This window comes from Nocardia sp. CNS-044 (genome assembly GCF_059570515.1).
On the sequence record NZ_JCANSX010000009.1, the window covers coordinates 430,487 to 449,319 of the forward strand.

General features: G+C 68.8%; 14 protein-coding genes. 6 read left to right on the plus strand and 8 right to left on the minus strand.

Features of this window, described 5'->3' with window-relative positions; translation table 11 throughout:
* Window positions 1-15: 15 nt before the first annotated feature.
* The 4 genes from T333_RS24790 to T333_RS24805 are packed head-to-tail and all read right to left on the minus strand — an operon-like array spanning window position 16 to window position 4,705.
* On the minus strand, window positions 16-1,044 hold the full coding sequence (locus T333_RS24790; protein WP_496425995.1) for an NAD-dependent epimerase/dehydratase family protein: 1,029 nt from the start codon (window positions 1,042-1,044) through the stop codon (window positions 16-18).
* Window positions 1,041-2,756 carry a fatty acid CoA ligase family protein gene (locus T333_RS24795; RefSeq protein WP_496425996.1) on the minus strand — a complete coding sequence of 572 codons (1,716 nt, stop codon included), beginning with the start codon at window positions 2,754-2,756 and terminating at the stop codon, window positions 1,041-1,043. The genes T333_RS24790 and T333_RS24795 overlap by 4 nt, the downstream gene beginning before the upstream one ends.
* Window positions 2,753-3,661 carry a hypothetical protein gene (locus T333_RS24800; RefSeq protein WP_496425997.1) on the minus strand — a complete coding sequence of 303 codons (909 nt, stop codon included), beginning with the start codon at window positions 3,659-3,661 and terminating at the stop codon, window positions 2,753-2,755. Before T333_RS24800 ends, T333_RS24795 begins: the two co-directional genes overlap by 4 nt.
* A 6-nt stretch (window positions 3,662-3,667) precedes the next feature.
* The gene (locus T333_RS24805; RefSeq protein WP_354999725.1) at window positions 3,668-4,705 is read right to left on the minus strand and encodes a 3-oxoacyl-ACP synthase III family protein; all 1,038 of its coding nucleotides are present in this window, start codon (window positions 4,703-4,705) and stop codon (window positions 3,668-3,670) included.
* 281 nt (window positions 4,706-4,986) lie between these two features.
* Between T333_RS24805 and T333_RS24810 the strand changes: the two genes are divergently transcribed.
* The 4 genes from T333_RS24810 to T333_RS24825 are packed head-to-tail and all read left to right on the plus strand — an operon-like array spanning window position 4,987 to window position 10,864.
* Complete coding sequence (locus T333_RS24810) at window positions 4,987-6,363, plus strand: cytochrome P450 (protein WP_496425998.1); 1,377 nt, start codon at window positions 4,987-4,989, stop codon at window positions 6,361-6,363.
* 4 nt (window positions 6,364-6,367) lie between these two features.
* Entirely contained in the window at window positions 6,368-7,753 is a 1,386-nt protein-coding gene (locus T333_RS24815; protein ID WP_496425999.1) for a wax ester/triacylglycerol synthase family O-acyltransferase, read from the plus strand.
* A 1-nt stretch (window position 7,754) separates the two neighbouring features.
* Window positions 7,755-9,680: an asparagine synthase (glutamine-hydrolyzing) gene (gene asnB, locus T333_RS24820; RefSeq protein WP_496426000.1), complete on the plus strand. Its 1,926-nt coding sequence runs from the start codon at window positions 7,755-7,757 to the stop codon at window positions 9,678-9,680.
* Window positions 9,677-10,864, plus strand: coding sequence for a cytochrome P450 (locus T333_RS24825; RefSeq protein WP_496426001.1), 1,188 nt, complete (start codon window positions 9,677-9,679; stop codon window positions 10,862-10,864). Before asnB ends, T333_RS24825 begins: the two co-directional genes overlap by 4 nt.
* 25 nt (window positions 10,865-10,889) lie before the next feature.
* Here T333_RS24825 and T333_RS24830 read toward each other — a convergent pair whose 3' ends face one another.
* Window positions 10,890-13,133 carry an MMPL family transporter gene (locus T333_RS24830; protein WP_496426002.1) on the minus strand — a complete coding sequence of 748 codons (2,244 nt, stop codon included), beginning with the start codon at window positions 13,131-13,133 and terminating at the stop codon, window positions 10,890-10,892.
* A gap of 283 nt (window positions 13,134-13,416) precedes the next feature.
* On the opposite strand from T333_RS24830, the gene T333_RS24835 reads away from it, so the two are divergent.
* Window positions 13,417-15,456: a CocE/NonD family hydrolase gene (locus T333_RS24835; RefSeq protein WP_496426003.1), complete on the plus strand. Its 2,040-nt coding sequence runs from the start codon at window positions 13,417-13,419 to the stop codon at window positions 15,454-15,456.
* A gap of 79 nt (window positions 15,457-15,535) precedes the next feature.
* Complete coding sequence (locus tag T333_RS24840) at window positions 15,536-16,180, plus strand: TetR/AcrR family transcriptional regulator (protein ID WP_357248142.1); 645 nt, start codon at window positions 15,536-15,538, stop codon at window positions 16,178-16,180.
* Window positions 16,181-16,285: 105 nt separating this feature from the next.
* Here the strand turns inward: T333_RS24840 and T333_RS24845 are convergent, their stop codons facing one another.
* The 3 genes from T333_RS24845 to T333_RS24855 form a co-directional block, all read right to left on the minus strand.
* On the minus strand, window positions 16,286-17,053 hold the full coding sequence (locus T333_RS24845; protein ID WP_496426004.1) for an ESX secretion-associated protein EspG: 768 nt from the start codon (window positions 17,051-17,053) through the stop codon (window positions 16,286-16,288).
* A 141-nt stretch (window positions 17,054-17,194) separates the two neighbouring features.
* Window positions 17,195-18,349: a WXG100 family type VII secretion target gene (locus T333_RS24850; protein WP_496426005.1), complete on the minus strand. Its 1,155-nt coding sequence runs from the start codon at window positions 18,347-18,349 to the stop codon at window positions 17,195-17,197.
* Window positions 18,346-18,825, minus strand: a complete 480-nt coding sequence (locus tag T333_RS24855; protein ID WP_354999714.1) for a hypothetical protein — start codon at window positions 18,823-18,825, stop codon at window positions 18,346-18,348. The genes T333_RS24850 and T333_RS24855 overlap by 4 nt, the downstream gene beginning before the upstream one ends.
* Window positions 18,826-18,833: the final 8 nt, after the last annotated feature.

An 18,833-nucleotide genomic window follows, 5' to 3' on the forward strand; every position in this document is an offset into this window, starting at 1 on the left:
CTCCTCGTAATCCGTTCAGCCGCGGGCAAGCACGGCGTCGACGCCGCCGACCGAGCGCACCCACTCGACGTAGCGCGCCAGGCCCGCGTCGCGGGAGACGGTCGGGTTGTAGTCGAAATCCTTACGGGCGGCGGAGGTGTCGTAGGTGCTGGAGACGGTCAGCGCCGCCGTGGTCCAGCTCGACAGCGGCGGCGCCCACCGCTCCTTGACGGCGGGTATCCGCCAAATGGTGTCGAAGATGGCGATCGCCGCGTCCAACACCGGTCCGGGCACGGTGCGGGTCGGCGGGGTCAGGTCGAGCGCGACGGCCAGGTCGCGGACGAACTCCCACAGGTCGATGTCCTCGGGATCGGCCAGGAAGTAGGCGTTTCCGGCGACCGCGGGGGAACGGGCGGCTTGCAGACAGGCGGCCGCCGCGTGCTCGCAGTAGGTGATGGACGCCATGACCCGGCGTCCACCCGAAAGGTCCGGCAGCCGACCGCTTTTCAGCTTGCGCAGCAGCAGGCTCATCCATCCGGCCGAACGCGGGCCCCAGATCATCCTCGGCCGCAGCGCGCAGGTGGTGAAGCCGGGCGAGTCGGCCGCGAGGACGTACTGCTCGGCCACCACCTTCGTCGCGACGTAGAGGCTTTTGGGCGCGTCGACATAGGGTTCGGACTCGTCGATGCCGAAGCGGTCGGTCTCGTAGGAGGTGGCCACCGACGGGCTGCTGACGTAGACGAACCGCGAAACGCCCGCATCGCGAGCGGCAGCGATCAGGTTGCGGGTGCCCTCGACGTTCGCGCGCCAGAACTGATCCCGCGCACCGACTTCCGAAACGAGTCCCGCGCTGTGGTAGACGACGTCCACGTCGTGGCAGGCCGCCCGCAGCGAGTCCGGATCGCCGAGATCGCCGACGGCGGTGTCGAGACCCGGCACGCCCGACAGGTAACCGAGGTCGCTGCCCGCGCGGACCAGCGCCCGCACCTCGTCGCCCGCGCCGGTGGCGGCGTCGACGATGTGGCTGCCGAGAAATCCGGTCGCGCCGGTGACGAGAACCTTCATCGGTCCGTTCCTTTCGTTCGCGGGAAGCCGAGCCGATCCGCGGCCCACCGCGCCAGCCGCTCCCGCCCGATCTTCGCGTTGTGCCGGATGTCGACGGGAAACTCGCTGTGCGGCAGAAAGGTTCGGATGCGCCGTGTCTCCGCCCTGTGCTGCGCGAGGGTCCACAGTTCGCGCCGCACCCGGGTGAGTTCGGCGGGCGAGAGATCCACGGCGGGCTCGAAGCACAGCACCGGGATCTGTTCACCCGGCGCGCCGACGCCGACCAGCGCGGTCCTGGCGACTTCCGGGTGCGTGTTGAAAATCTGCTCGCACCGGACGGTGTACATGTCACCGTCGGCGGTCCGCACGCGCTGGGAAAGCCGCCCGCAGAACCACAGGCGGCCCGATTCGTCCACACGTGCCAGGTCACCCGTGCGGTGCCAGCGCCGGATACCACCGTCGGCCAGCCGCTCGTCGATCTTGTGCCGCACGTCGGCGGCGGCATTGCGGTGGTAGGCGCGGCTGACCTGCGGTCCGCTCGCGACGATCTCGCCGATCCGCCCGGCGGGCAGGACGAGGTCCTCGCTCCAGTCGGCGATGGGCTCGTCGGTGACGCCGATGATCCGGACCCGGGTCCCGCCGCTGCTCTCCGGCAGTGGGCGGCCGACGCACACGCCCGCGCCCTCGGCGGTGGCGGCGCGCGTTCGGTCCAGCTCGGACCATTCCAAGGTGGTCAGCGGCAGCGCCTCGGTCGCGCCGTAGGTGGTGAAGATCCGCGCGTCGTCGCCGAGCGCGGACCGGATGCGTTCCAGCGCAATCAGATTCGCCGGAGCGCCCATGGAGATGACCCGCGCGATGTCGGGCAGGCTCTCGCCGGTCTCGGCGAAATGCTCACCGAGCCTGGCCAGCAGGGCGGGCGAGGCCGTGAGGTCGGTGGCGCCGAAGGACCTCGCCACGTCGGTGAGCAGCGCGGGATTCACCTTCGACACGCGCACCGGGTCGACCGGACCGAGCACGACGTGCGCACCTTGCAGCAGATCGAACAGCCCGAACAGGGGAACCGAGGTGAGCGAGACGAAACCGATTGGGCGGCCGTGTAGTTCGGCGACGACATCGAGGGCCGCGCCGAATCCCGACCTGGTGAACTCGACGCCCTTGGCCGGTCCGGTGCTTCCGGTGGTGAACGCGATCATGAACAGGTCGTCCGGATCATGTTCGGCCGCCGGCGTTTCCGGCTCGGCGCGCAGATCGTCCAGGCTGTGGCCGCCCCAGAACGACCGGCCCGCCGTCACGTGCACCCGAATCGAGCCGAACGTGCGCCGTGCGGCCAGCCGCACCGCGTGCGCTTCGGGGATCCCGATGAACGCCTCCGCGCCGACGCTGCGGAAGCAGTGCAGCATGCGGCGCACACCCATGCCGGGATCCACCACCACGGGCACCGCGCCGACCCGGAACAGCGCGAACAGCACCGCGAACAGGTCAGGATCAGGGCGCACGAGCACGATGACCTTGACGCCCTTGGTGATTCCGATCCGCGCGAAGCCCGCCGCGTAGGAGCGGACCCGCCGCCCCAGCTCGGCGTAGGTCATGGTCGCGAACCGCAGGTCGGCGCCCCGATCGGCCTTCGCCGCGCCCGCGCGGGTCGGGTAACTGATGGCGGGCGTGTCGGCCCGTTCCGCGATCCGGCGCTCGAGCAGGACGCTCGGGTCCGCGTATCCGGTCGCGCGCGTCACCCGGCACCGCCGACGGGCACCCGGTAGCCGACACAGCCCGCCGTCGGCCCCGATCCGCCCGCGACGAGCAGCAGCTGGTCGCCCTCGCGCACTGCACCGGAACGGATCAGCTGGTGGTAGGCGATGATGAGACCGGAGCTTCCGGCGTTCCGCGACCCGGTATCGGCCTGGTGGTGGCGCGCGAAGCCGAAGTCGGCCGCCAGCGTCGCCGCGAAGCCCGGCGCGGGGTTGTTGGTGACAAGCACTGTCGAATCCCTCGCGGTATCAGCGTGATTCGCGAGGTAGTTCCGCACCGCCGTGCGCGCCACGTCGGTGACCCGCTCGGCGAAATCGTCGGCGACGTCGACGGTGATCGTGCGCGCGCCGTCGCGGCCCATCGCCTTCAAGTCGAGATAGCCCGCGACGCCGGGATGCGCGCCCTCCGGCCGCGGGGCGGGCTGCAAGTGCACCGCGCCGAGCCCGGTCGCGTCATCGATGCCCTTCGTCACCAGAAAAGCGCCGCCCACGGTGGCATAGGGGAAGTCGGCCGCGTCCGCCCGGCCGCCGGGGTGGGCGTCGCTGCCGACGATGAGGACGTGCTCGGCGGTGCCATTGACCAGCAACGCGTTCGCGGCCTGGAGCGCGTTCAGCACGCCGCAGGCGCCGTTGCGCAGGTCGAGGGAGAAACCGGGCCGGGAGGACCCGGATTCGTAGTCGAGGTGCATGCCGAGCTCGCGCTGGATCAGCGCGGCGTTGGACGGCTCCACGATGTTGGCGTCCCGGTACACGCCGACATTCACCAGCACGTCCACGTCCGCCGCCGACAGCCCCGCCCCGGCGAGGCACTCCCGCGCCGCCGCGACCGCGTGGTCGATCGAGCCGAGCGCCGGATCCACGCTCACCGCCGAATTCCGCAGAATGGTCACCACGATCTACTTCACCAACTCACCGATGGTCGCCGACAACACCCCGAACACCATTCCCGACGCGGTCGGCACGAAACAGATCTTCGAACCCGCCGGAATCAGGCCGCGCGACAGGTAGTCGTGCAGCACCAGGAAATGTGTGCTCGCTCCGGTATTTCCGTACTTTTCGACGCACGCGAGCCGCGGCGGCATGGGCGCGCCGTGGATCTTGCTGCCCGACTCCGCCAGTTTCTCCGTGAACCCGACGCCGAGCTGATGGAAGACGATGTAGTCGAAATTCTCCTCGGCGAACGTCGAGCCTTTCTTGGCGAGCACGTCGCGATGGAATTTCGCCCAGGTCTCGCGCCGCGGCGCGGCCTGCATGGTGAGGTTGTCGGTCAGCATGATCATGTTCTCGGTGCTGTCGCTGGGTTTCGCGATGCACAGGCCGGAGTATTCCGCGCAGGTGATCATGTCGATGGAGTGGACGGCCTCGGCCTCGTCGACGGCGCGGTCGAGCACCACCGCGACGGCCGCGTCGGCCAGCGTCAGCGCCGCGAACTGCGGGTCGCGCGCGTCCACCGCCTCAGCCAGCGCACCCTCGGTGACCGGCGAGATGACCTCGGGGGTCACCACCATCCCGGTCCGGACGGCGCCGGCGCGAATCAGGTTGTCCAGCAGGTAGATACCAGTCATGGTGCCGCCGCACGCATTGGCGACGTCGTAGCCGGTGGCATTGACCGCGCCGATGCGCCGAGCGATCTCCCCCGCCGCGGACGGCTCGAACACCATCCGGAATCCGTCGTGCACGGTGGTGCCGCCGCAGATGATCACATCCAGGTCCGCGGGGTCGTATCCCGAGTCCGCCAGGCAGTCGAGCGCCGCGGCGACACCCAAGGTCAGGGTGTCCTCCTCGGTGCGGTCGACCATATGCCGGTGTGCGATGCCGGTAATGCGTTCGACGTCGAACTCGCCGCCGCTCGACATGCGGTCGAGCACTTCGTTCGTGGTGAATTCTCCGGCGGGGAGAGCGGCCCCGAGCGCGCGTATTCGAGAGCGATTCATACGAGATTTCCTCCGATGGCCGCGGCTCCCATGGGAAATGGAGCGACACGGCGCTGATAAAGCAAGGGGGCCAAAGAAACCCGGCTCGACCGGATGATTTCGACACTACGACCAGACCGCGACAGCAGTCCACTCGGCGCCACCGGTCAGTGAGGGGGATCACCAATCGATGTGTGTGCCTTGCTACTTCGTGACAAAAGCGCGGCGCGAACATCGTCTCCCGCGATGAATTCTCGTCTCCGATTGCGCCGAGCACCCGATTTGTGATTAGGCTCGGCCCGGTGACCGTCCCGCTCCGCGCGCCGATGTCGCTCCTGGATCTGCCCGGCCCAGACGGCTGGCCGGTGCTCGGCAACCTCCCGCAACTCACCCCCACGCGACTGCACCGGCAGCTCGACAGCTGGTGCGCGGAATACGGCCCCGTCTACCGGCTGAGCATGCCGGGCAGGCGGCTGGTCGTGGTCGGCGATCCGGAGCTCGGCAAGGAGATCCTGCGGCAGCGTCCGGGAACATACCGCCGACAGTCCTCGATCGAGTCGATCATGAGCGAGATGGGCTCCAACGGACTGTTCTCCTCCGAGGGCGAGGCGTGGCGGCGGCGCAGGAGGCTGGCCATGCCCGCGTTCAACGCCGCCCATCTCACCCGGTTCCACACGACGCTGGAGCGGATCACCGAGCGACTACGGCGGCGTTGGCTGGCATCCCCGCCCGAGGACGTGCGCGCCGATCTGACCCGCTACACCGTGGACGTGACCGCCAAGCTGACCTTCGATTACGACATCAACACCCTCGAGCAGTCCGGCGATGTCATCCAGCAGCACCTCGAGCACGTCTTCCCGATGATCAACCGCCGCTTGAACATTCCGTTCCCGTACTGGCGCTACGTCAAGCTGCCCGCCGACCACGCGCTGGACCGGGCACTGGACGCGCTGCGCGCCGAGGTGAACGCCGTCATCGCCCGCGCGCGCACCGCGGCGCCGGAGCAGCCGACCAACTTCATCGAGGCGTTCCTGCTCGCCAGCGACGGCGGCGAATCGTTCACCGACGATGAGCTGTTCGCCGAGGCGCTGACGATCCTGATCGCCGGACAGGACACCACGAGCAACGCCACGGCGTGGCTGCTCTACCACTTGGCCTCCGAACCCGAAACGCAGGAACGCATCCGGGAGGAGATCGCCAGGATCCCCTCGACGCTCGAGCGTCAGCCGTATCTGGAAGCCGTTGTCGCCGAGTCGATGCGGCTGCAACCCACCACTCCCCTGCTGCTCATGGAGGCAGTGCACGACACCGTGCTGCGCGACATCGCGTTGCCCGCGGGCACCTGGGTGTTGGTCGACGTGCGGTACCCGGGCCTCCAGGAGGAGAACTTCGCCGATCCGCAGCGGTTCGACCCCGAACGGTGGCTACGCGGCGCCGACGGCCGGGCGCACCGCCCCGACGTCTCGATTCCCTTCGGGTCGGGGCCACGGTTCTGCCCGGGGCGCGGGCTGGCGATGCTCGAGGTCAAGAGCGTCGCCGCGATGGCCTGTCGCACTTTCGATTTCCGGCTCCCGGACGGTGTGCCGCCGCCCGACGACCGGTTCCATTTCGCCGTCATACCGGTCGGCCTGCGGCTCGACCTCGCGCCACGGTCGGCGGACCGAGAGTTCGGAGGATAGGGGTATGGCGATCAAGCGATTGTCGGCCACCGACGCGACCTGGTTGTCGCTGGAGTCGCCGGAGATGCCGATGCACGTGGCATTCCTGATGGAATTCCACTGTCCCGACGGCGATGCCGAGGGGTTCGTGCGCCGCTGGCGGGCGCGGCACGCGGTGCCGTTCAGCGCACCGCCGCCATGGAACCTGGCGCCGGTGCGTGGCCGCCTCGCCGAATCACTCGCCCTGGTAAGAGAAGTCGAGGAAATAGATCCGGCCGACCACATCAGGCAGTGGTCGCTACCCGCGGGCGCGGGCCGCGACGAACTCGTCGAGCTCGTGACGCTGGTCCATCGCGAGCAGCTGGACCTGAGCAAGCCGCCATGGGAACTGCACTTCGTGACGGGACAGTCCGAGGATCGCTTCGCCGCGGTGCTGAAGGCGCATCACAGTCTGCTGGACGGTGTTTCGCTGGTGCGCGTCATCACCGGCGGTCTCTCCACCGACCCCGAGGCGCGCGGCCTGCCGCCGTTCTTCACCATCGGACCCGAGTCCAAGGATTCGACGGGCGCGAGCCGGATCAGTTCGCTGTTCACGGCGGTGCGCGGGTTCCTCGCGGTACTCGCCGGGGTCGCCGGTGCGGCGCGGGATGCCTTGCGGCGCAAGGCCGGACGGGCGACGGCGCAGCAGACCTATCGGCAACCGCCCTCCGTCCTCGACGGTCCGATCACCGGCGCGCGCGACCTCTCGCTGCGCCGCTACCGGCTGAGCGAGATCAAACGGCTGGCGCGCGCCGCGGACTGCACCGTCAACGATCTGGTGCTGTACCTCGCCGCCACGGCGCTGCGCAACTACCTCACCGACCACGCCGAACTGCCCGAGCGCCCGCTCACCGCCGGTGTGCCGACCGACTTGCGCGACGGTGACTGGCGGGTCGGCACCCGCGCCGGGCTGATGTTCACGGCGCTGGCGACCGACGTCGAGGATCCGGTGCGACGCCTCGCCGCCGTCAAGGACGCGATCGACACCGCCAAGCGCCACATGGGCGCGATGTCGCCCGGCGCGGTCATCGGATACGGCCTGGCGACCACCTTCCCGTGGGTCTTCGCGCTGCTGCTCGGCATCCGGTCGGCTCCGTCCTCGCACCCGATGGGAATCTCCAATATCCCCGGCCCGCGGGAGACGCTGTTCTGGGACGGTGCGCGGCTCGACGCGATGTATCCGATATCTCTTCTGATGCACGGCAATTCGCTGAACTTCACCTGCTTCGGCTACCGAGACGAGCTGTTCCTCGGTGTGCTAGGCGCCGCCGACAAGCTGCCGCCGATCGAGCACCTGACGGCCGCCGTGGATGCCGCGCTGGCCGAACTGGACGGGCTCCTCGCGCCCGCGACCGCGGTCAGGCAGTCCTGAGATGTGCGCGGTCTGCGGCATCGTCGACTTCGCTGCGCCGGTCGATCCCGGCCCGCTCGCGGCGATGTGCGCGGTGCTGCGCCACCGCGGCCCCGACGACCACGCCACCTGGCACGACCGGCACGCCGCGCTGGGGTTCCAGCGCCTGTCCATCGTGGACGTGCGGCACGGCGCGCAGCCGACGGCCGACGAGAGTGGTTCGGTCCGTGCGCTGCTCAACGGCGAGATCTACAACCACAAGGCGTTGCGCCGCGCCCTCGCGGCGCGCGGGCACCGGTTCCGCAGCGACAGCGACGCCGAGGTCCTCCCGCACCTGTACGAGGAGTACGGGGACGGTTTCGTCGAGCACCTGGACGGCGATTTCGGCATCGCGATCTGGGATGCCACCCGGCGGCGTCTGACGCTGGCCCGCGACCGGGTCGGGGTCAAGCCGCTCTTCTACCACCTGCGCGGCGCCCGCCTGACGTTCGCGTCGGAGATCAAGGGCATCTTCGCCTCCGGCGCGTGTACGCCCGAGATCGACCCGCAAGGGCTCAGCGACTGCCTGTTCTACGGTCACACCATCGCGCCGGGCACCTTCTGGCGTGACGTGCGCGATCTGGAACCGGGAACCGTTCTCACCGCGGACGCCCACGGCGTTCGCACCAGGCGTTACTTCCGCGTCTTCGTGCGCGAAGACCCCGACGCACCGCTGCTCACCGGACGCGCGGCGATCGAGGCGTTCGACGAGCGGTTCACCGCCGCGGTCGCCAAGCGCGTCCCCGACGAGGTGGCGGCGGGCGTCGCGCTCAGCGGCGGGCTCGACTCCTCCGCGATCGCCGCCGTCGCCGCCCGGCGCTGCGACGCGCCGCTGACGACGCTCAGTGTGCGGCTGTCCGGCGCGATCCACGACGAGACCGAGATGTCGCGGCTGGTCGCGCGGTCGCTGGGCGTCCCGAACGTGGAGGCGGAGACGACGGGTGCGCGCGTCTGCGAGTTGCTGCCGAAGAGCATGTGGCACTTCGAATCCCCGTTCTGGTACGGCGGTGTAGCCTCCCCCTTCCTCGACCTGACCGCCCTCGCCCGAGACCAAGGGCTCACAGTGGCGATGAGCGGTGACGGTTCGGACGAACTGCTCGCCGGTTACGACTTCTACCGGTTGATGCGGCTGAGTTCGCGGTTGACCGACCTGCGACTGGACGCGCTGCGACCGCTGGTGTGGCGGCAGGCGACGAAATGGATCGGCGCGCCGAGCGGCATCGACCGCCATCTCGTCGAGATCTCCACTCGCAGTGCGGGTTACACCGAACGGTACGGACAGATGCCGCCGTGGGTCCATCTGTGGAGCGCGCTGTCCGGTACCGCGCGGCCCGCCGTGCTCGCCGACCTGCCCGAACCGTCGGCGCTGCCGCGCCCGCCCGAGCACAGCACGCTGCACCGGCAGATGCATTTCGAGTTCCACACCCGGCTGCCGCACTGGGTGCTGCCCATCTCCGACCGGCTCGGCATGGCGCACGGCCTCGAGGTGCGGGTGCCGTTCCTCGACCGCGACGTCCTCGACGTCTGCGCCGAACTCGACCCGCGCATGCTGCTGCGTCTCGGCACCGAGAAATACGTGCTCAAGCGGGCGATGGCCGATCTGCTGCCCAAGCGGATCGTGCGGCGGCGCAAGAAGCCGTTCATGACGCCGATCGGCCCGTGGTACCTCAGCGGACCGGGCGCGCAGCTGGCCGCCGACCATCTCTCCCGCGCCGCCGCGCGACGCTACGGGCTGTTCGATCCCGAAGTGACGGAAAGGATCTGGCGCACGGCTGTCGACCGGCCCGGCACCTGGGACGGCGTCACCGCCGAATGGGCCGCGATGGCGATCCTGTGCACCCACCTCGTGGTCGACCAGTTCAGCGCCGACCGCTTCACCGCCGATGCGATCACCGGAGCCCGCGCATGACCGTGACATTGCCGCGTGCCGCCGAATGGCACGAACTCGCCCTGCACGCCGCCGCCCAGCCGGGCCTGGCGCTGCTCTTGCCACTCGGCGCCGCCACCCGGCCCCTCCGCAAGGTGCCGAAGTTCGGCTGGGTGGTGTCGGATCCGGAACTCGCGCGCGAAATTCACCGGGACAGCGCACATTTCAGCATCGCCACCGACGGCGCGTCGGGACACTGGTGGTCGCAGATGCTCGGCGAATTCGGCGCCGAACGTTTCGAGGGTCCTGAGCACCAGCGGTTGCGCGCCGGTCTCGGCGATCTCTTCGGCAAGCCCGCTGCCGAGCACCTCGTCGAGGACGCGACCGGCGCGCAGCTCGAGCGCCTGCGCACCGATCTGGCCGCGGGCCGGACGGTCGACATCGCCGAATTCGGCCGGGTTTTCACGGCGCGCACGATGGTCGACGTGGCCGGTCTGCCGCGCGAGACCAGCACCGACACACCGTATCTGGACCTGTTCGCCGCTATGGAGCGGCTGGCAGACCTGGGCAAAGGAAACTGGGCGACCACCGTCGTCCCGCCGCGCCACCGGCGCAAGGGCCGCGAGCTGGCGGCGCTGATCGGCGCGAACGTCGAGCACGTGTACGACTCCGCCGACTCGGGCACCGTCATCGGGCGCTGCCGCGACCTGGGGCTGACACTCGAGCAGACCCGAGGATTCACCGTGCTGCTCGTGGTGGCCGGGACCGTCACGCTGGCCAGCACCATCGGGCGACTGGTCGCGCTGCTGCACGACACCGGCGACCAGCACCGGCTGCTGGCCGACCCGAGCTCGATCCCCGACGCGATCCGGGAGGGGCTGCGCGTGACGAGCTCGATGCCGGTCGTCGGGCGCGGGGTGATCGGCGATCTCGAACTCGGTGGCAGGCGATTGCGCTCCGGTGACCGCGTCAAGGTGATGACCTGGTACATCGACAATTCCGTCGGCCGGTTCGACCTCGACCTGGGTTACGTGGCGCGGACGCGGCAGCTGTGGTTCGGCGGCGGTAAGCACTTCTGCCTCGGCGCCGCGCTCACCCACGTGCAGCTGACCCGCTTCCTGGAGACACTGCTCGCTGCGGGCCGTCCGTGGGAGATCACCCGCCGCCGGTACCGATTCAACGCGTTCGTCCCGCTCTATCGCAGGCTCGACATCCGCTTGCGCTGAGACACCCACCGGCGTCGAGACATCCCTAACGCTGCGGCATCCGCTTGCCCCCGCGGAGTGCGGGCAGCCACCAGTTCCAGCGGCCGAGCAACCGGAGGGTGGCGGGTACCAGCACCAGTCGCACGACGACCACGTCGAGCAGAACCGCCACCGCCAGCGCGAAGCCGAGCTGTTTCAGTTCCAGGGTGCTCGCGGTGAGGAAACTCGCGAACACCACGACCATGATCGCCGCCGCGACCGCGACGGGTTTGGCGGTGGCGCCGATCCCGTCGGCGACCGCTTCGCGGTTGGCCTCGGCCGGATCGATCGCGCCGCGCGCCACGGCCGCGTCCCAGTTCTCCCTGATCCGGCGGATGACGAACACCTCGTAATCCATCGAAAGGCCGAACAGGATCACGAACACGATCAGCGGCATCACGACCTGGACGAAACCGGGGCTCGAGAAGCCGAAAGGCTCTTCGCCCCAGCCCCATTGGAATACCGCGACGGTGATGCCGAGCGCGGCCGCCGTGGCGAGCAGGTTGACCGCGACGGCCTTCACCGGCACGGCGACGCTACGGAAGACCACCAGCAGCAACGCCAGCGCGCACAGCACCGTGATCACGACGGCCAAAAGGTAGGCGTCGCGGATCGCGTCGCTGATCTCGAGCAGACCGGCGGGCGCGCCGCCCGCGCTGACGCGCAAGTCCGGGGTCGAGGCGGCGAGGGAGCGCGCCCGCGCGTCGAGTTCGGCGACCAGGTCCGAGCCCGCGGCCGAGTCGATCAGCGTGCGGGTCACGACGGTCAGGTGGACACGGCCGTCGGACCACTGCGCCAACACGGCGGCGACGCGGGGATCGGCGCGCAGCTCGTCGGCGAAGCCTTGCACGACGCTCGCCGCACCGGGGTTCAGCGGCCCGCCGTCGGACGCCGTGGCGACGAACTCCATCGGCGAGAGCATGCCGGACGGGAACTTCTCCGCGACCGTGCGAGCCGCGATTCCAGAGGGATAGTCGGTCAGCGACGCGATACCGAGGTCGAAGCCGGTGCGCAGGCCGGTCAGCGGCAGCGCGGCCACGACGAGCAGGCTCGCGGCGGCCAGGCCGAAGACGACCGGCCTGCGCATCACCCGACGTGTCCACCGGCGGGCGGCGGCGCTGTCGTCCGAGTCGACGCCACGGCCGCGCACACGCCAGCGGTTCACGGCGGGGCCCAGCACGGTGAGAATCGCGGGAAGCAGCGTCACGGCGGCCAGCATCGCCGTCGCCACGGCCACGCCGACACCGAGCACGATGCCGCGAAAGACCCCGGCGGGCACCACGAGCAGCGCCGCCAGCGACACGATCACGACCGAGCCGGACGCCAGGACCATGCCGCCGGTAGTGGCCATGGTGGTGGTCACGGCGGCGCGAATCGCGTCGGCCTCGGACCGAGAGGTCACCCCGCGCGCCGACAGCTCCTCGCGAAACCTGCTCACCACGAACAGGGCGTAGTCGATACCGACGCCGAGACCGATCATGGTGGCGATGGACAGCATCAGCGGGTCGACGGAGGTCACGGTGTCGGCGACCAGCAGCACGCCGGTGCAGGTCAGCAGCCCGGCGACGGCCATGAGTATCGGCAGCAATGCCGCGGACACCGCACCGAGCGCGAGGACCAGGAGCACGAAAGCCACTGGCATGCCGAGTGATTCGGCGCGGAGCGCATCGGCCTGCTCGGCGATGATCACGTCGTTCTGGATCGCGGTGTAGCCGGTGAGGTCGACCCGGATCACGTCACGATCGGGCAGCGCGGACAGCGCGTCCTGCACGTCGGCGGAGACGGCGACGCGGTGGGACTGGTCGCCCTCGATGGCGACGACGGCCAGGGCGGTGCGGTTGTCGGCCGAGATCAGTTGCCGGGCGCTGTCGGGAGTCACGAGCAGCGTCACGCCGTCGATCGATTCGACGGCGCGCCGTGTTCGCTCGAGCTGGGCACGGTATTCGGCGGTGTCCACGCTCGCGGTGTCGGAGTCGAAGACCAGCAGCGCCTGTTCGGCCCGCAAGCCGGGAAAGTGCTCGGCGATCAGACGCTGCACCTCGACCGATTCGGCGCCGTCCACGGTGAGATCCGGTGCCTGCACGCGCGATTCGAGCACCGGATAGCCCGCCCCGCACAGCGCGAGAACGACCGACCACACCGCGATCACCGCGCGCGGATGGGTCGTCAGCCATCGCGTCCAGCGCGACAGCGGACCATGGTGCGCGGAAACTGCTGTGGTCGAGTCGGTTTCGAGTGCATCGAGGCTCATCGGGCGACAAGTCCGGGTCCGAAATCGCCAACCATCGCACCACGCCCTTCCCGGCCCAAGAGATCGCTCCCTCGAGCGTGGGCCGGTGAATCACCGTACGCAGCAGGGTGATCGAGTGTCACTGCACCGTCGGGAGAACATTCGGCGCCGATCTTGTTCGGGAAGACGAACTGCGTGTGTCGCCGATGTGAGCCCGGTCATGGTGGCGTGATTTCGTGGCGTAGGTTACCGTTGCGTCACTTATGGGAACGGAGTAGTTCCTCATTGGGAGGGTTTGCAAGGCATGATCAGACGTCGGGGTCCGATCGCTGCGGCGGCCGCAGCACTGTCCGTATTTCTCGTGATGGCGGGTGGGGTGGTGTCCGCGCCGTCGGCCGAGTCGACGCCCACGCGCGCCGGGCTCGACGCCCAGTTCGTCGCCACCCACAATGCGCCGCCCCAGTATCCGAATGTCTTCATCGAATGGGATGTGCCGATCACCATGAGTGACGGCACGGTGCTGAAGGCGAACGTCTACCATCCCGCCGACGCGACGGGTCAGCCGATCCAGGAGCCGACGCCGACCGTCGTCAACCTGACGCCCTATACGAAACTCGTTGCCAACCTGGCTGATTCCGCGCTGGCGATTCCCGGGTTCGGGGACCCGTTGATGCACGTGCTGCGCGGTCTGGACTTCTCGGCCTTCGGGATGAGCGGGCTCAGCGATCTGATGCGCGCTCTGCCCGGCGGCGCCGCTCGGACCTTCGGTGTGGACCGCAAGCTGATTCAGAGCGGCTACACGCAGGTCGTCGTCGATGTGCGCGGAACCGGTTTCTCGCAGGGTGTTTGGCAGGTCTTCGGCCATCGCGAGCAGCAGGACGGCGCCGAGGTCGTGGACTGGGCGGCCAGCCAACCGTGGTCCAACGGACGGATCGGCATGAGCGGCATCTCCTACTCCGCCGTCAACCAGCTGCACACCGCCGAACGCAGACCCGCCGCGCTGCAAGCGCTCTTCCCGGTCGTCCCGGGCAGCGACCTCATCCGCGACGTCGCGGCGCCCGGTGGCGCGCTCGGCATCGGTTTCATCCCCGAATGGCTCCTCGCGGTCAATGCCACGAAGTTGCTGCCCGACGTGGTCTCGATGCTGTCCGGCAGGTTCGACTGGACCTGGCTCGCCGACCGCATCCGCGACCCGTTCACCTTCTTCAACGTCGTCATCGCGGCGCTGGCCACGCCCAGCATCGACCAGATCCCGCCGGAAATGCTGTCGGTGCTCGACGACGAGAGCCCGCTGCGGACCGCGTGGGTCGGACATCCGGAGCGGATCCAGGTGCCGACCTTCATCTACGGAGGCTGGCACGACATCTTCACCTACTCCTCGCCCCGGGTGTACAACGCCATCGACGTACCCGACAGCGAGAAGAAGCTGGTGATGGGCGATACCTACCACATCACCACCGGTGCGGGCCTCGGCCTGCCCGGCGCACCGCCGTCGCTGGACGTGCTGCAGCGCGCGTGGTTCGACAAGTGGCTCAAGGGAATCGACAACGGCATCGACGGCTACGGCCAGGTGACGTCGTGGCAGCAGGGCGGCGGATGGAGCGACAGCCCGTCCTTCCCACGCCCCGGCATGGAGTACCGGCGGCTGTACTTGAACGCGGCCCGCTCGGGCACCGCGCCGACCGCCGCGGGCGACGGCTCCCTGACCGCGGCGCCGGGCGGACCCGCACAGCTGACGATCGCGCCCGGACTCGCCACCCTGTGCTCGCGCGACGCCGCGCACGGGACGGCGGGCATCATCGCCGCACTGGACATCTGCGCCGAAGACGCGCGGATCAGCGAGGTGAACGCGCTGACCTTCACGACGGCGCCGGTGGACCGGCCGACCCAGATCTCCGGCCCGCTCGCCGTGCACCTGAACACCGTGCTCGACACCACGGACGGCTACTGGACGGTGACCCTGAACGACGTTGCGCCGGACGGTCGTTCGACGGTGTGGACGACCGGGCAGCGCACCGCCTCGTTGCGCGCGGTGGACGAGGCGGCCTCCACCCGCTCACCCAACGGCGACTACACCGATCCCTACCCGATCCTCACCTTGGCGAGCCGCGAGCCCGTCGTCCCCGGTCAGCCGACCGTGCTCGACATCGGACTGTTCGCCACGGACGGCGTGCTTCAGCCGGGACATCGGCTGCGCATCGACATCTTCGCGAGCAACTTCCCCAGCAGCGTGCCGCTGCGCCCGCTGCTGAACGAGAGTGGTCTTCGGCCACAGCATCTCGTGCTGGATCCCAACGAACCGAGCTGGGTCAACATCCCGGTCGAGGGCGATCCCAGCTGGTGAGCGGACCGTGACGGGCCCGCGGCGAGCACTGTGCCCGGCGTGGTTTGTCTCACACCGAAGGCGATGCCACCATGGTGGCGTGACCGTTTCCGAGCTCGGCGCCCCCGGCCGCAAATACCGGGGCGCCGGGCCCGAACAGCGTCAACAGCAGCGGCGCGCCAGGCTCGTCGACGCGGCGATCGAGGAATTCGGCACCCGCGGCTATCGCAACACCACCATCGACGCCGTCTGCGCGCGGGCGGGCGTCGGCAAACGCTACTTCTACGAGTCCTTCGACGGCAGTGAGGGTTTGCTGCGCGCCGCGTACACCGTGGCCACCGATCGGTTGCGCGGATCCATCGTCGACGGAGCCGCTGCCTCGTCCGGCACCGTCAGCGCCGCCGTGCACGGCTCGCTGACCGGCTTCTTCAGTGGCATCGCCGACGACCCCCGAATCGCACGGATCGCGTTCTTCGAAATACTCGGCATCAGCCCGGCCGTGGACGCGGACTATCGCAGGGTGACAGGATCCTTCGTCGACACCTTCCTGGAGCTGGCCACCCCGATGATCGACCTCGAAGCGGTGCCGAAACCGCTTCTACGCACCATCGCCACCGGGCTCGTCGGCGCCGTACTCACGATCGCTCAGCAATGGGTGCTGGAGGACTACCGCCAACCGCTCGACGGGGTTGTCGACAGCGCCCACACGGTACTGACCTCGGTGCTGGAGGGGCTGGGCCGGTAGTTCGGCCCGAGAATCGGCGAGGGAAAGGGCTGTCGCGGCAGCGTGTCGGACCGCCATTTCCGCACCGCCAGAACCGTTTCCCTATCGACGGGAGAGAAATGGCGGTCAGAAGTCGTCGGCGCGGAGATGGTCGAGGGCTCGGGTGATCCAGGTGGCGAACTGGGCGGTCAAGTCGGCAGGTGTGGTGGGGCGGACGGTGATGTGCTGGCCTCGGAGTTCGGTGTAGCGGCCGTCGCCGGAGATGTCGTACCACTGCACGACGTTGCGGGGTGTGGCGTGGGCGTGCAACGGGCCGGTCAGCAGGACGGCTGAGCCGCCGCCGTCGGCGGGTCGGCCGAGGAGCCGTTGGTAGCGCTCGCGCGGGGTGTTGCGGGCGTTGTCCTGGAGGTAGCCGTCGCGGCGTGGGCTGAGTTCATCCGGGTGGAAGGTGGCGGGTTTCTCGGCGCCCGGCGCGCAGGCGGGGAGCGCTTGGGTCAGCCGGGCGGGGAGCTGGTCGGCGTCGAAGGCGCGCAGGCGGATCGGGCCGTGCTCGCTGTCGGTGCCGTACTGGGACAACGTGACGGCACGATGCCCGGTGCGGGCGCCGATGATCCGGTATTCGCGCAGGTCGTCGCGACCGGTGCTGGCGCGGTGTTTGCAACTGCCGCCGAGGATTTCGATCCGGAGTTCGGAAGTGCCCAGCGTGTGCAGGGCGGCGCGGATCTCGTCGAGTTCGTCGGTAGAGTAGCGCTGCCGGACCGCCTCGCGGTGCGCGGCGAACTCGTCACGGAAGGCGAAGCGGCTGAGGTGTCGCAGCGGACTCGGGATCCGATCGTGCGCGTCACCCAACCACAGCGCCGCGAAATCGTCCGTTTCCCACGACCATTCACCCATCCACGAACCCTCATCTCACGATCGGGCATGCGGCGTCCCGCACACCTTGTTGCCATGCGAAGTCGGCACTTCTAGCTCGGCATGCGGAGCTCGGTCCGCGCCGAGCGCCCGAGGCCCAGCATGCGGAGCCAACCACCGATGTCAGTCGCCGTCGCCACCGATGACGCCGCCGGGGATCGTCTTCGGGATCTCGCCGAGCAATTCGTCGGTGTTCTCCTGCGTGACAAGGTATTCCGGCAGCTTGTGCTCCTCGTCGTCCTTGCCGCCGCCACGCGCGCCCGGCGCACCCATGCCCGGCATACCGGCCATCCCACGCGCGTTGGCATTGCTCGCCGCTGCCAAACCACCCACCGGACTCTGTGTGCCCGGTGTGGTCGGCACGCCCTGGATGCTGCGGCCCATGCCCGGTGGTGTGGGGACGCCCGGGGTGCCGGGTCCCGGGCCGCCGCCGGGTGATCCGGGACCGGAGGGGAGGCCGCTCGGTACCGTGCGGTTCGGGTCGGTCGGGTTGACACCGGCCGGGATGGTCGACGTCGGAGTCTGGGTGGTGGGCGTGGTTGTCGTGCTCGTCGGACTCGTCGAGGTGTCGTCGGTGGTCGTGTCCTCGGGGGTTTCCTCGTCCGTCGGCTCCTCGCCCGGGGTGTCGGGTACACCGTCGCCGTCGGTGTCGCCCGGTTCTCCGGAACCAGGTCCGGGACCGGGGCCGCCGGGGCCTGGTCCAGGACTGCCGTTGTACCCGCCGGGTGGTGGAGGCGAAATGTCCAGCGAGGAAGTGGGACTCACCGGCGTTGGCAGCACCGGAATCTTGCCGTCGATGTCGGCGAACGGTTTGACGTAGTGCGTCTCCATCGCCACTTGCGCAGCCTGCTCCTCCGACGACTGCTCTCGCTGGAGCTTCCACCGATTCGGCGGCCACAGCCAGGATGTCCCGGTGATCACGACGGGGTCGGGCAGTGCCTTCTTGGTGTTGACGATCGCGTCTGCGGCGTCGCGTACGCGGGTGTACAGCTCCGCGAGGATTGGAGTCAGTTCGTCGGCCTTCTTCGTGTACTCCTTGATCCGATCCTTTGCCTTGTCGGCTGCCGGGCCCGACCAAGCCTGATCGATCGAAGCCTGGATCGAGCGTTCGAAAGTTCGCAGACCCTGATCCCACAGGTTGCGCACTTGCCAGTACTGCTGAGCCTGGTTCACCGCATTGGTGACATCCAGCGGGCTGAAGGCGTCGTTGATGTCGGGATGCTTCCAGCGTTGTGGATGTTCGCCACCGATGGGAATGCGTGGGCCTTCGTAGCTCACTTCGTCGTCCCATCCGGGAGAATGAACGGCCCGAGAATCTGTCCCTCGCGCGGCCGCTCCGGGAGAGTTTCGTTCAAATGATTGAACTGGTCGGCAAACCAACTGTCCGCCTGCATCATCCGCTCGCGGACAAGTCTGTGCACTTCCTGGATGTCTTCGATGATGCGGTAGTGCTCGTCCATAATCTTCACAACGGAATTCCCGTCTTCCGCACCACTTGCCTTCGAGCGGAATCGGCTGACCACTGTGCTTGCCGAAACCATCTCTTTGTTGCCTTCCCCCAACCCCCAGCGATCCTGACGTGCAACTTCGTTCATGATCCTCCTGATTTCCAAGATGGATTCTTTGAACAGCTCGCAATCGCGGTCGATATAGACGAAGTCTTCGGGCTTCAGTGCGATCGAAAGATAGCCGTCTCGCGCAGCATTGAGCATGTTCGCCATTGGCCGAGGCGTTGCTTCGGAATCGTCGCTCAACTCTTCAC